General features: G+C 55.9%; 11 protein-coding genes. 10 read left to right on the top strand and 1 reads right to left on the bottom strand.

Annotated features, from left to right (window positions below):
- Positions 1-91: 91 nt before the first annotated feature.
- The 6 genes from gcvT to GX839_05075 all read left to right on the top strand — a co-directional run bounded on the left by gcvT (position 92) and on the right by GX839_05075 (position 7,207).
- Positions 92-1,198, top strand: coding sequence for a glycine cleavage system aminomethyltransferase GcvT (gcvT, locus tag GX839_05100; GenBank protein ID NLB04836.1), 1,107 nt, complete (start codon positions 92-94; stop codon positions 1,196-1,198).
- A gap of 89 nt (positions 1,199-1,287) precedes the next feature.
- On the top strand, positions 1,288-1,665 hold the full coding sequence (gcvH, locus tag GX839_05095; GenBank protein ID NLB04835.1) for a glycine cleavage system protein GcvH: 378 nt from the start codon (positions 1,288-1,290) through the stop codon (positions 1,663-1,665).
- Positions 1,662-3,020, top strand: a complete 1,359-nt coding sequence (locus GX839_05090) for an aminomethyl-transferring glycine dehydrogenase subunit GcvPA (GenBank protein NLB04834.1) — start codon at positions 1,662-1,664, stop codon at positions 3,018-3,020. Before gcvH ends, GX839_05090 begins: the two co-directional genes overlap by 4 nt.
- A complete protein-coding gene (locus GX839_05085) occupies positions 3,013-4,467 on the top strand; it encodes an aminomethyl-transferring glycine dehydrogenase subunit GcvPB (GenBank protein ID NLB04833.1) in 1,455 nt (484 codons plus the stop codon). The genes GX839_05090 and GX839_05085 overlap by 8 nt, the downstream gene beginning before the upstream one ends.
- A gap of 252 nt (positions 4,468-4,719) precedes the next feature.
- Positions 4,720-5,802 carry a type I glyceraldehyde-3-phosphate dehydrogenase gene (gene gap, locus GX839_05080; GenBank protein NLB04832.1) on the top strand — a complete coding sequence of 361 codons (1,083 nt, stop codon included), beginning with the start codon at positions 4,720-4,722 and terminating at the stop codon, positions 5,800-5,802.
- A 190-nt stretch (positions 5,803-5,992) separates the two neighbouring features.
- Entirely contained in the window at positions 5,993-7,207 is a 1,215-nt protein-coding gene (locus tag GX839_05075; protein NLB04831.1) for an ATP-binding protein, read from the top strand.
- Between the two features lie 13 nt (positions 7,208-7,220).
- Here the strand turns inward: GX839_05075 and GX839_05070 are convergent, their stop codons facing one another.
- A complete protein-coding gene (locus GX839_05070; protein ID NLB04830.1) occupies positions 7,221-8,873 on the bottom strand; it encodes a peptide transporter in 1,653 nt (550 codons plus the stop codon).
- A gap of 124 nt (positions 8,874-8,997) precedes the next feature.
- Here GX839_05070 and raiA point away from each other — a divergent pair, with 124 nt between their 5' ends.
- The 4 genes from raiA to yfbR form a co-directional block, all read left to right on the top strand.
- Positions 8,998-9,540: a ribosome-associated translation inhibitor RaiA gene (gene raiA, locus GX839_05065; protein ID NLB04829.1), complete on the top strand. Its 543-nt coding sequence runs from the start codon at positions 8,998-9,000 to the stop codon at positions 9,538-9,540.
- A 1-nt stretch (position 9,541) separates the two neighbouring features.
- A complete protein-coding gene (locus GX839_05060; GenBank protein NLB04828.1) occupies positions 9,542-11,941 on the top strand; it encodes a UvrD-helicase domain-containing protein in 2,400 nt (799 codons plus the stop codon).
- A gap of 69 nt (positions 11,942-12,010) precedes the next feature.
- Entirely contained in the window at positions 12,011-13,129 is a 1,119-nt protein-coding gene (locus GX839_05055) for an HD domain-containing protein (protein ID NLB04827.1), read from the top strand.
- Positions 13,130-13,133: 4 nt separating this feature from the next.
- Positions 13,134-13,634, top strand: a 501-nt coding sequence (gene yfbR, locus GX839_05050) for a 5'-deoxynucleotidase (GenBank protein NLB04826.1), incomplete at its 3' end; no start/stop codon positions are given.

The raw sequence follows: 13,634 nt of genomic DNA, 5'->3' as shown, positions 1-13,634 counted from the left end.
TGTGTACCGAACCGGGCAGAAAATTTTCGTGATGAGTGGTAGTATTTAACAGGTTTGACAATTATTTATCTGCCTTGAGGAGGACGTTTTCATGAAAAAAACACCATTATACGATCGCCATGTCGCCCTCGGAGCCCGCATGGTCGACTACGCCGGCTGGAATATGCCGGTTCAGTACGCGGGAGTCAAGGAGGAAATCGCAGCGGTGAGGGAGGAAACCGGCATATTTGACGTCTCGCATATGGGCGAGATCCGGGTCTCGGGCCGGGGCGCGGGCGGCTTTCTCGACTGGCTGCTGACCCGGCGTGTGACAGGGAAAAAACCCGACCGGATTACCTATGCCATTATGAGCGCCGCCGATGGCGGAACTGTGGACGACCTGCTCGTCTACACCATGGGGGAGGAAGACTATCTTCTGGTGGTGAATGCCGCCAATAAGGACAAGGATCTGATCCATATCAGGGGAAGCCTCGATGCCTATAAGATGGCTTATCCGGACCGCCCGTCGGGGATTGCCATCATCGATGAGTCCGATCTTTATGGACAGCTTGCCGTTCAGGGGCCGGGCAGCCTGGATCTCATGCTGGAGCTTGCGGGACAGCTGGGCCTGAGTCCGGAGGAAAAGGAAGAACTGCGTGACCTGAAACGTTTCCGTGCCCTCTTCGTAAAAATGGAGGGGGAAGACCTGGATATGATCATTTCCCGTACCGGCTATACGGGTGAAAACGGCTATGAACTCTATCTCCCGGCCTCAAAGACCGGTCATTACTGGGATCTCTTCATTGAAACCGGCGTGACTCCCTGCGGACTGGGTGCCCGTGATACGCTGCGTCTGGAAGCGGGCATGCCGCTTTATGGCCATGAAATGTCGGCTGATATCAATGCTCTGGAAGGGGGCATGAGTTTCTTCGTTGATCTGGATCACGATTTCCAGGGCAGGGTCATGAAAGACAAGGTGAAGCGCCGTCAGCTGGCACTGGTCAGCGACACCAAGGCCATCCCCCGTGAAGGTTATGAAGTCTATGTAGAGGGCAGCAAGGTTGGCGTCATTACCTCGGGAACCTTCTCCCCGACCCTGGATAAGGGCATCGCCTTTGCCCTGGTTGACCTGGACACGCCGGAAGTTGAAAAAGTCGAGGTGCTGGTCCGCAAGAATTTGCAGCCCTTTACGGTGGTCGAGCCGCCCTTCGTCGGCTGAAAAAGAAATAACCCGCACCCGGTGCGGGAAATCATAACGAGGCGGGAAACCGCGGCAATAAAACATTGACAGGAAGGACATGGAAGAAAATGGAAGGTCTGAAATTCTCAAAAACACATGAATGGGTCAAAGTGGAAGGAAATCTCGCAGTTGTCGGACTCAGCGATTTCGCGCAAAAAGAGCTGGGTGACATTGTCTATGCGGAGCCGGGGATTGAAGGCACCGCGGTGGAGATTGGGGACATTATCGGGACGGTCGAATCGGTCAAGACAGCCTCGGATCTTTACGCCCCTGTAAGCGGCGAAATTGTTGACGCCAACCGGGACATCGAAGATGAGCCCGAGATCATCAACCAGGCGCCCTGGGATACCTGGTTCGTAAAAATTGAGATGGCGGATCCGGCGGAACTTGATGTCCTGATGGACCAGGCCGCCTATGATGCTTTCTGTGAGGAGGAAGGGGCATGACCGGATACCTCCCCATGGACCGTGAAGAACGCCGCGAGATGCTGGCGTCGGTGGGAGTTGATCTGGATCAGTTATTCGCCATGATTCCGGACTGTGACTGTGTCCGGGTCGCTGCCTATGAGGCCCTGCAAAATGTGGGCATGAGCGAGCAGGAAGTGGCTGAAGAGGTCAAGGCGCTGGCGGCCAAAAACTCGAGTAGCCAAAGCCATGACAGCTACCTGGGGGCCGGATATTATGATCATTATCAACCGGCCGCCGTTCAGCATCTGATCAGCCGTTCCGAGTTCCTGACTTCCTACACCCCCTACCAGGCGGAAATATCCCAGGGAACCCTGCAGGCCATTTTTGAATGGCAGAGCTACATCACACGCCTGACTGGCCTTCCGGTCGCCAACGCCTCGCTTTATGACGCGGCTTCAGGGGCTGCGGAGGCTGCCCTGCTGGCCTGCCGGGACAAGCGGCTTTATAAGGTCTTTGTCTCCGAGGGAGTCCACCCGGACACCCTGGAAACCATCCGGACCTACTGTCATGCGGCCGGCATTGAAGTGGTGACCGGCCCGCTTGACGAGAATGGCCGGACAAGTGAATTTCCGCAAGACAAGAAGGAATACGCCGGCTTTCTGGTCCAAAGCCCCAACTTCTACGGTGTGGTCGAGGATCTGGACCTGCTGGCTGAAAAAGCACATGAAGCCGGAGCCCTGGCCGTGGTCTCGCAGGATCCGGTCAGCCTGGCCATCCTGAAACGGCCCGGCGACAGCGGGGTTGACATCGCTGTCGGCGAAGCCCAGTCACTTGGCCTCCCCACTTCTTACGGAGGCCCGGGGGCCGGCTACATGGCGGTCACCGACCGCCTGATGCGCAAGATGCCGGGCAGGATCTGCGGGGCCACCGTTGACCGCCATGGGCGGACCAGCTATGTTCTCACACTCCAAGCCAGGGAACAACACATCCGCAGGGAGCGGGCCACTTCCAATATTTGCACCAGCCAGGCCCTGATGGCGACTGCCGCCACCATCTGGCTGGCCCTCCAGGGAGGGTCGGGCCTGCTTGACGTGGCGGAACAATCCGCCGCCAAGGCCATTTACCTGGAGCGGAAATTGACGCAAGGCGGCTGTTTCAAACGTGTGTTTAGCGCCCCCTATTTCCGTGAATTCCTCCTTGAGGTCAAAGAAGGCATCGATCTGGATCAGGTAAATGCCGATCTGCTGGAGGAAGGCATCATCGGAGGCCTGGTTCTGCCGGGTAACCGCCTGCTGATCGCGGTGACGGAAAAGAAGACGAAAGCGCAGCTCGACCGCTTCGCAAAGACCCTTCTCCGCCTTTGTGCCGAACAGGAAGGAGGACGCCATGCCTAAGTGCAAACACACCCCTCTGATTTTTGAGTTGGCCTCCCAAAGCAAGGCCGGGAGCTACATTCGACCGCTTGATGTGGAAAAACCTGACTTTGCGGAATGGTTTGGCAAGGATTACCGGTCAGAAAAACCGGCCATCCCTGATGTCGATGAAATTACGGTGGTCCGTCATTACTCGAATCTGTCCAACAAAAACTACCACGTTGAGATGGGGCCCTATCCGCTGGGTTCCTGCACCATGAAGTACAATCCCAAGATCAATGAAGATCTGGCGGCCCTTCCCGGTTTTGCGGCCACCCACCCGCTTCAGCCCGATGAGACGGTCCAGGGCAACCTGGAGTTGCTCTACCGGCTAGAACAGCAACTCAACGACATCACCGGCATGGATGCCTATACCTTCCAGCCGGCAGCGGGCGCCCACGGGGAGCTGGCCGGCCTGCTCCTGATCAAGGCCTACCACGAAGACCGGGGCGACACCAAACGCCAGGTCATGATCATCCCCGATGCTGCACACGGAACCAACCCCGCTACGGCGGCCATGGTCGGCTACACGGTCCGGATGGTCAAATCCAATTCCGAGGGCATGGTCGATCTCAAGGAACTCGAAAAGGCTCTGGGTGATGATGTGGCCGGCCTCATGCTGACCAATCCCAATACCCTGGGCATTTACGAACGGAACATCGAAAAGATTACGCGCATGGTACATGATGCAGGCGGACTCTGCTATTACGACGGTGCCAACATCAATGCCATCTTCATGCATGCCCGTCCCGGTGATATGGGTTTTGACTGTGTTCACCTGAATGTCCACAAGAGCTTCTCGACACCTCACGGCGGTGGCGGGCCGGGCGCGGGCCCTGTCGGCTGCAAGGCACACTTGGAGCCCTACCTGCCCAGGCCGGTAGTCAGAAAGGACGGGAAGGGCTATGCGCTTGATTATGACAGGCCCAAGTCCTACGGCAAGATCCGCTCTTTTACCGGTTCTTTCGGCGTCCTGGTCAAAACCTACGCCTACATCCTGAGGAACGGAGCTGAGGGGCTGCATCAGGTGGCTGAAGGGGCTGTCGCCAACGCGACCTACATCCGCGAACGCCTGAAGCTGGCTTACAGAATTCCCTACGATACCCCGACCATGCATGAATTTGTCATGTCGGACGAATGGCAGCAGAAACAATCGGGTATTTCCACCCTGGATCTGGCCAAGCGTCTGATCGACTACGGCTTCCATCCGCCCACCATTTATTTCCCGCTGATTGTTGACGGAGCCATGATGGTGGAGCCAACGGAAACAGAGACCTGGCGCGACTTGGATCAGCTGGCCGACGCCTTCTTGAAGATTGCTGAGGAAGCCGGAGAGGATCCTGAGCTTCTCAAAAATGCGCCCCACGACACGCCGATTTCAAGGCCTGACGAGACGCGGGCAGCGCGTGAACCTGTCCTGGCCGGCTGAAGGCTGTGCCATCAAAGTGAATTCGGGGGCCGGGCTTTTGTCCCGGCCCTTGTTGAGAAGGGCCAGCCCTGGAAAATAAAGACCGCTTCTTCCTTGTGCAATCGGCCAGTGATGCCGTCATTGGCCATGTGTTAAAATAACTTCTGATATCGGTGTCCGTGTGCTTTGAAGCGCTGCTTGCTGCCAACCGGACCCGAGCTGATCAGATAACAAGCGGACGCAGTGTTCGCTTCAGCAAGAAAGGAATTTTTTATGGCCATTAAAGTCGCAATTAACGGATTCGGCCGCATTGGACGCCTGGTCTTCAGAGGCTTGGTAGAGCGCGGTCTGCTTGACAGTGAAGTCGACCTGGTTGCTATCGTTGCAAGAAACACCAAGGCTGACTACTTTGTCTATCAGCTGACCTACGATTCTTCGCAGCACCGCTGGGAACACGACCTGAAGACGGAGAAATCCGATCCTTCACTGGAAGAAAACGATGTCATCGTCATCGATGGCAAGCACCGGGTCCAGAGTGTCCTGGCAGGCCTGGAACCCAAGGATCTTGACTGGAAATCGCTTGGCGTTGACTACGTCATCGATTCGTCCGGCAAGTTCAATGATTACGACAAAGCCATGGGCCACATTGAAGTGGGCGCTAAAAAGGTAATCCTGACCGCCCCCGGCAAGGGCCCCGTCAAGACCATTGTCATGGGAGTCAATGAGGGCAATTATGTACCTGGAGAAGATGTCGTTGTTTCCAACGCCTCCTGCACAACCAACTGCCTGGCGCCCATTGTCCATGTGCTGCTCAAGGAAGGCCTGGAAATTGAAAAAGGCCTGATGACGACCATTCACGCCTACACCGCCTCGCAAAAAGTGGTCGACGGCACCTCGCTCAAGAACTGGCGCCTGGGCCGCACAGCCGCTGAAAACATCATCCCCACCACCACGGGCGCGGCCAAAGCCGTCGGCATCGTTTTGCCGGAAGTGGCGGGCAAGATGACGGGCATGGCCTTCCGCGTCCCCATCGCGACCGGTTCGGTGATCGACCTGACGGTCCTGCTCAAGCAGGATACCTCCATCGAAGCGATCGATGCCATGATGAAAAAGGCATCGGAGACCTACCTGAAAGGTTACTTGAAGTACACCAAGGATCCCATCGTCTCGACAGATGTCATCCATGACGCCTACTCATCCATCTATGATTCAGGAGCGACCCTCCAGAACAACCTTAAGGGCGAGAAGCGCTTTTTCAAGCTGGTTGCCTGGTACGACAATGAGTGGGGCTATTCCGAACGCACCATCGACCTCCTGCTCCATGTGGCCAGGGAGGATCAAAAAGCCGGCCTGTAAGAAATCACGGCAAAAAGATCATTATTCAAAGGGGCGCCCCGGGGCGCCCCTTTTGACTTGTTTCATTGCCCTGACCGGTCGTCTCACCCGCTTGATACAAAATTCGATTTATGATATTCTGGTATCGTATCCCAGATAAACTGGGATCTTATCCATATATATCATAATTATTTTCTGAAAGGGGGGGATCATGTATCTCAACAGGCAGCTTGAGTCGAGTGTCATCAAAGCAAATAAAGGTTTCCCGGTTCTTCTTGTGACTGGACCGCGTCAGGTGGGCAAAAGCACCATGCTGAAATATTTAAAATCAGAGGACCGTACCTATATCACCCTGGATGATCCCCGCATCAAGCAGGCTGCGCTTGCGTCTCCTGCTGACTTTTTCAGGCTTTATCCGCCGCCCCTGCTGATCGACGAGATCCAATACGCTCCAAGCTTGTTTCCCTACATCAAGATGGTCGTTGACGAGCGCGACGAGCCGGGTCTTTTCTGGCTGACGGGATCACAATTGTTCCAGTTGATGGAAAATGTACGTGAATCACTTGCGGGCCGCGTTGCAGTTATGAATCTCTTTCCCTTGTCTTATGGGGAGTTGGTCAAGGATCACTCACCTCCTTACCCTCAAGATGAGGAATTATTGATAGAGCGCTGGAAAATCCGGAAAGAGATCAGCTTTCAGACAATTGCAGAAAGAATATTCGAGGGCGGCATGCCGAGACTTGTTTTGCATCGGGACATTGAGTTGCAACAGTTTTTTTCCTCCTACCTTCAAACTTACCTGCAAAAAGATGTAAGGGATGTCACACATATTCTTGATATGAGCATCTTTTTGCGTTTTGTTCAGCTGTTAGCGACCCGGACCGCACAGGAGCTTAATCTTACAAGTATTTCGGCGGCGGTCGGGATTGATGGGACAACCGCCCGAAGGTGGCTTGAGATACTCCTGCTAACCGGCATAGTCTACAAGCTTCCCGCATGGTCGGGCAACCTGGGAAAAAGGCTTATTAAAAGGCCTAAGCTCTATTTTGCCGACACAGGCATCTGTTCTTATCTCTGCGGCTTTGAAACAGCGGGGGAAGCCTTCAACGGTCCGTTGGGCGGTGCCTTGTTTGAAACTTATGTGGTCAATGAAATCATGAAAAGCTGGGTTCACTCCGGACGCTGTGCCCCCTTCTATTACGTGCGCGATAGCAACAAGAATGAAATCGATTTGATCATTGAGCGAAACCAGAAACTTCACCCATTCGAAATTAAAAAGAGCAGTCAACCCGCGCATCCCTTTAAAAATTGGTCCATGCTGGGCAGGAAAAAGGAATCCATTGCCTATTCAGGTATCATCTGTACTTGTGATCAACTTCTTCCCGCGGGCCATCAGCGCTGGCTGATTCCCTGGCAGATGATCTAGCCTCTCCTGCCCGCTAGCGACTGAACATGGCCATGATGGCCAGGATGGTCCCCATAATGCCTTCCCCGCCCAGGAGGCCGGCAGCGCCCATCTGGATGGCCTGCTGGCTGTCCTTTTTCAGGTGTGACCGGGACAGGTACTCCAGGATGCCTCCCAAAAAGATGGGCAGGGCAAGTCCATAATCCGTCAGCATCATACCGATGCCGATGATCATGGCCGGGATCTCGAAGAAGACGGTCAGGGCACAGCCTGCCAGGGCCGCCACCAAAAAGATGATGGGATTTCCCAAGCCCTGGACCATGGCATTGACGCTGTGTGCCTGGGCGGCGGGAAGACCTGCCTGGACACCTACTCCGCCGGCGGAGTAGATGATGGCCAGCAGGGCGACCGAGGCTGTCAGGGCCCCGAAGAAGCCGCCGATCAGTTCAATGAAGAACTGGGCGGCCGGGTTGGTTTTCAGGATGTGCCCCGACTTGTAGTCATTCATCATGTCGCCGGCGTAACCGCAGGCGACCGCCACGATGGCCGCGATAAAGAAGGCGTGCTCAGCGTCCACCTTGACCAGGGCCCGGATGGCCAGGAGAACAATAATCCCGAAGATCTCCATGGGGTTGATGCCCGTCTGACCCGTGATCACAGAGGACATAAGGGCGGCAAAGAAGACACCGGCCATGAGGAGCAGGGCGGGAATGACCCTCATGCCGGTCAGGATGGTGATGACAAAAGCGGCAGCGGTCAGGATAAGGGAAAAGAGGCCGATCCCCCGGGGTCTCGATAAACGGACAGTCCGTTCCGTCCTGGTCCGGAAAGATCCTTTTCTCTTCCGGTAGGAGCCAAAGATGAAATTCAGTAAAGTACCGGCTCCCGAGCCAACCATGAGGGCGATAGCGACCGTGAAATTCCACTCATTGATTTTTTCCACGGCGCCGGGGATCATGCGAAGCAGGGTCGTTTCCGTAATGACAAAACGCACTGCTGTTGTGATGCCCGCGCCCAACAGCCAGTAAAGAGTTGAGGAAAAACCGATCATGCCTCCGATCCCGACCGCCATGGGCGACATGGAAAAGGTCAGGGGGATGGCAAGGATGGAAAAAGAAAGCATGGCGGGGAAAAGGACGAAGCGGTCACGCATCAGGGTAAAAGCTGCCGCGGCTGCCAGCGCGATCACCAGGACCAGGGCCTGTGAACCGCCGGCTTTGCCGGCAGACAGGGTGGAGGCGGCCGCCTTGCCGATGGGGTAGGGGAGCTCTTGCTGTTCGATGTTGCGCTTGCGAAGAAGCCAGCAGAGGGCGGTGCCCAGGAGGACCCCCGCCAGGGCGATTAAAAGGACCACGGGGAAGTGCTCCTTGATAAAGGCCTGGGCAGTCAGCTGTTTGTCGCCGACCTTCCAGATCCCCGAAATAAAAAGCCCGGGCAAGGTAAAGACAAGGCCGCCGGCCACCATGGCGCCGGCTGACATGCCTGTGGCCGCGACATTGATCTCGTTGATGTCGCTTTTGCCGAAAAGACGCATGACGGCAAAGGACAGGACAGCGACAAAAATGGTCGGCCAGGGAAGCGCGCTGGCGTGAAGTGCCACATAGGTTGAGGAGGCCGTAATCAATATGGAGCCGGGGATAGCGAGAAGGATGGCCCTCCAGGTAAAGTGCGGAATTTTCTTCTTCATGAATGGTACCTCCCTGCTGGTTTTCGTACCATGTACCAGCTCCTAGTTTAGATCAATCCTGTATAATAAACAAAACGTGTTATTTCGTGGCTTTATGGCCTGGAATAACGAAAGGAGCTCCATTATGAAGGTTGAAATCCTCGGTATCGACATGCGTATCAACCCGATCCTAAGAGCGGCCATTGAACAGAAAATGTCCAAATTTGAGCGCTTTTTTGATGACAGTGCCAGAGGCGAGGTCAAGCTCCAGCCGGAGGGCGCTTTTGTGCGCGCAGAGGTCACCTTTAAGATTCAAGCCCTTTATTTCCGTGCAGAATCGGTTGCATCCGATGCCATGACGGCCGTTGAACAGGCCATCGACAACCTGGAAGGACAGATTCGGAAAAACAAGACGCGCATGAAGAAGCGCATGAAGGATTTCTCATCCATGGAAGCCTACTTCGATAATGAAGAGGCCTTGGGGGAAGGGATGAACGATGAGGATGAGTTCCGCATCATCCGCAGAAAAAGCTTCACCATGTCTGAAATGACACCCGATGAAGCTGTTTTGCAGATGGAACTGCTGGGCCACTCTTTTCTCCTTTTCCTGTCAGCGGAAACAAACCGCGTTTGTGCCGTCTATAAACGGGTTGACGGCGATTACGGACTGCTGGAACCGGAGTATTAATTTGCTGGAAGAAAAGACCGGGACAAGTCAAAGACTGTTAAAACAACTCAACCCCGAACAGGAGCGGGCCGTCCTCACGACGGAGGGCCCGCTTTTAATCCTGGCTGGAGCGGGATCGGGCAAGACGCGCGTGGTAACCCGCCGGGTGGCCTGGCTGATCAAGGAGAGGGGCGTTCACCCCGGCAGGATCCTGGCCATTACCTTTACCAACAAGGCAGCCAACGAAATGAAGGACCGTGTTGTTTCGCTGATCGGTCCTGAGAGCCGGGGCAGCTGGATCGGGACCTTTCACGCCATGATGCTGAGAATCCTGCGCCGCCATGCCGGCCTGATCGGCTACCGGCCGGGCTTTGCCATCTTTGATACCTACGACCAGAAACGTGTCATGGCCGAAGTCCTCAAGGCTATGGGCATCAGCGAGCGGATGCTGTCGCCCGCCGATGCCCTGAAACGGATCAGCCATTTCAAAAATAATGACATGACTCCCGACCAGGTTGACGCCGCCGTGTCCTACGGTGTTTTCGGCAGGCAGTGGTCGGAAATATTTCTGGCCTACCAGAAGTCACTCTTCGACAAGAATGCCATGGATTTTGACGACATCCTGACGGAGACCCTGCAGCTCTTCCGCGAGCATCCGGCTGTCCTGGACCACTACCGGGAGCGTTTCCAATACATTCTGGTCGACGAATACCAGGACACCAACATGGTTCAGTACGAGCTGGTCCGCCTCCTCTCGTCCGGCCATCACAACCTTTGTGTCGTGGGCGATGACGACCAATCCATTTATTCTTTCCGGGGCGCCACCATCCGCAACATTCTGGATTTTGAAAAGGACTTTCCCGAATGCACGGTGGTCCGGCTGGAGCAAAATTACCGGTCGACCAAAAAAATTCTGGAAGCAGCCAATCATGTGATCGAGGGGAACCGGGGGAGAAAGTCCAAGACCCTGTGGACGGCTCTGGAGGAGGGAGATCCCATCCAGCTCTACCGCGCTGCTGATCATATGGAGGAAGCACGGTACGTGGCCCGGGGGATTCAGCGGCGTTTTCAGGCGGCCGGGGAGGGAGAAAAACCCAATATCGCGGTCCTTTACCGGCTGAACGCCCTGTCGCGGAACCTGGAATTTGCGATCCGCGAGCTGGGGCTGGAATACCGGGTCTACGGCGGCACCCGCTTTTATGACCGGGCTGAAATCAAGGATGTCACGGCTTATCTGGCCCTGATCCAGTCGACCGAAGATGATCTGGCCTTCCGAAGGGTGGTCAACCAGCCGCGGCGTGGAATCGGCGACCTGACCCTGGAAAGACTGTCAGAGCTGGCTTCAAGGAAGGGGATCCCGCTCTTTGAGGCGGCACGGATCGCAGGAAGCGAGCCCGGCCTGGAGCGGGCCGGAGGCAGGCTCCTGATCTTTGTCAAACTGATCGACCAGCTGCGGGAGGAATTAAAAAAGGGAGAACTGACTTTCGCGGAGTACATCAGGAAGGTGGAAGAGGATACCGGACTGATCGCCTACTATGAGGAGTTAAAAGCCAGGGGGGATTTTGAGGCGGAGTCCCGATTGGAGAACCTGATTGAACTGATATCGGACGCCATCGATTTTGAGGCCAGGCTGCAGGTCGAGGCCATCGACGAGCTTTGGGAGTTCCTGCCGGAAGACATTGCCGACCATCTGACGGACCGGTCAACAGCTGGACTCCTCCGCCTCTTTTTGGAACGGGCAGCCCTCTACAGTGACCAGGACAAGGAGACGGATGAACCGGCGGTCTCGCTGATGACCGTCCACAATGCCAAAGGCCTGGAGTTTGACACTGTTTTCATTGTGGGGGCCGAAGAGGATATTTTCCCCTCCATCCGGGCCCAGGAGGAAGAAGAAGGAGTGGAGGAGGAGAGGCGGCTGGCCTACGTGGCCATCACCCGGGCGAAAAAGGAATTGATTATTACTGCGGCTGTTTCCCGCCTCCTTTTTGGCCACACCCAGTACAATCCCATCTCCCGTTTTGTCGAAGCCATCCCTGCCGAGCTTTTGGAGAAGACCGGCTACTTCGGCTACGCCTCCTTCGGAGCCTACCGTAATGAATCAGCCGATTCAGAAAAGCGGAGGAGGGACGAACAAACACCTCCCTGGGCCATGTTTGGCCGAAAGAAGATTGATGAAACGGGAGAGGAGCCGGCCTACAAGGCGGTCACCCGGCTCAGCTCCCGGTCAGCTGAAGCAAAAGCCAAGGCTTCGCTGGATCCGGATTCGCTGAAGATTGGCGACACCGTCCGCCATGTGTCCTTTGGCCCCGGAACCATCCAGGGCATCACAAGGACCGGGGACGATGCCATCCTTACCATTGCTTTCAGCGATAAGATCAGACGTTTTATGGCGAGCCAGTCGGCACTTTCACGTGACGGATAGCACGTTGCCACCATCAAGACAGAAAAGGAGGTGGAATGGATGTGTCCAGATAAGGAATACCCGGTATCCATGACTGCCCGCGAAAGCAAGGAACGACAGGAAACGGATTGGCTGTCCCCCTTTGCCATGCGGGCCAGGGAAAGTCGCGGCCGCAACAGGGAAGAGCCTGCCTGTGAAGTCCGGACGGTTTATGAACGCGATATGGGCCGCATTCTCTATTCACTTCCCTTCCGAAGACTTCGTCATAAAACCCAGGTCTTTTTCGATCCGCAAAATGACCATGTCTGCACCCGGATGGAGCACGTCCTCTACGTCAGTTACCTGGCGGAGACCATCGGCCGGGCACTGCGACTCAATACCGATCTGATCCGGGCCATTGCCCTGGGTCATGACCTGGGACACGCCCCCTTCGGGCATGCCGGGGAGGCGACCCTGGACCGCCTGCTGCGGGCAAACGGGCAGGGCCTGACTTTCAGCCATGAGCGGCACGGGCTGCGGGTTGTGGATATCCTGACCGAGCACAGGGACCGGTTCGGCCTCAATCTGACTTTCGAGGTCAGGGACGGCATCGCTTCACATTGCGGCGAGCGTTACGATGAATATGTCCTGGTTCCGCTTCGGAATAAAGAGGAAGCCGACCTGATCCCCGGTTCGCTGCGTCACGATCCCCCGGCCACCCTGGAAGGGTGTGTGGTCCGGATCACGGACCGGATTGCCTATGTGGGCCGCGACATTGAGGACGCGACGAGAAGCGGCCTGTTTTTCTTCGATGAACTCCCCCCCGGCCTTATGTCAATACTGGGGGCCAACAACAGCCAGATGGTGGACCGGCTGGTCAAGGATGTGATCGAGAACAGCCTGGGCCAGGATGCCATTATCATGAGCGAGCGGACGGGCAAGTCCCTCAAGGAGCTGATCGATATCAACTACGAGAAGATTTATACCGCTCCCCGGGTCATCCGCTACGAGACCCAGGTGGGCAACACGCTGGAGGGTCTCTTCGACTATTATCTGAACTTGGCATCGAAGGGAACGTCTGATGGCAGTCCTCCCGCACTGGCTTTTGAAGACTTCAGGAGCAGGCACCCCGAACCGGGGGCCCGGCCGGCCAGGGTGGTGGCCGACTACATCGCCGGCATGACTGATCCTTTTGCCAGCCGCATGTTCAAGATGATCTATGGGGTGTGAGTCCATGAATACCAACTTCTTTGCCATGATCCACCGCATGCGCTACATTAACCGCTGGGGCCTGATGCGCAATACGGAACAGGAGAACCTCCAAGAGCACTCCCACGATGTCGCCGTGATCGCCCACCTGCTGGCCCTGGTCCGCCAGGAGTATTATCCTGAAAACAGGCTCTGCCCTGACCCTGATTTTGTCGCGGCCCTGGCCCTTTTCCACGATCTTCCCGAAATCATCACGGGTGATATGCCCAAGCCCGTCAAATACCATAATGTCCGCATGGAGGCATCTTACAGGGAGATTGAGCGTGATGCCAGCCGGACGCTCCTGGCCATGCTGCCAAAAGATCTGGCCTGTCACTACGAAAAACTTCTTTTGCCGGATGAAAAAGAACCCCTGGTCCGCGAAGCCATCTACCTTGTCAAGGCGGCTGACTGCTTTTCCGCCTACATCAAATGCATGGATGAGCAAAAGGCGGGCAATCGGGAATTCGACCGGGCCAAGCTGGAG

This window comes from Fastidiosipila sp., assembly GCA_012511175.1.
Taxonomy (GTDB): Bacteria; Bacillota; Clostridia; order Saccharofermentanales; family DTU023; genus UBA4923.
This window is presented reverse-complemented; position numbering and strand designations above follow the sequence as displayed.

Coding starts and splice junctions, on each gene's coding strand:
- gcvT (NLB04836.1), top strand. CDS start 92: ATGAAAAAAACACCATTATACGATCGCCATGTCGCCCTCGGAGCCCGC.
- gcvH (NLB04835.1), top strand. CDS start 1,288: ATGGAAGGTCTGAAATTCTCAAAAACACATGAATGGGTCAAAGTGGAA.
- GX839_05090 (NLB04834.1), top strand. CDS start 1,662: ATGACCGGATACCTCCCCATGGACCGTGAAGAACGCCGCGAGATGCTG.
- GX839_05085 (NLB04833.1), top strand. CDS start 3,013: ATGCCTAAGTGCAAACACACCCCTCTGATTTTTGAGTTGGCCTCCCAA.
- gap (NLB04832.1), top strand. CDS start 4,720: ATGGCCATTAAAGTCGCAATTAACGGATTCGGCCGCATTGGACGCCTG.
- GX839_05075 (NLB04831.1), top strand. CDS start 5,993: ATGTATCTCAACAGGCAGCTTGAGTCGAGTGTCATCAAAGCAAATAAA.
- GX839_05070 (NLB04830.1), bottom strand. CDS start 8,873: ATGAAGAAGAAAATTCCGCACTTTACCTGGAGGGCCATCCTTCTCGCT.
- raiA (NLB04829.1), top strand. CDS start 8,998: ATGAAGGTTGAAATCCTCGGTATCGACATGCGTATCAACCCGATCCTA.
- GX839_05055 (NLB04827.1), top strand. CDS start 12,011: ATGACTGCCCGCGAAAGCAAGGAACGACAGGAAACGGATTGGCTGTCC.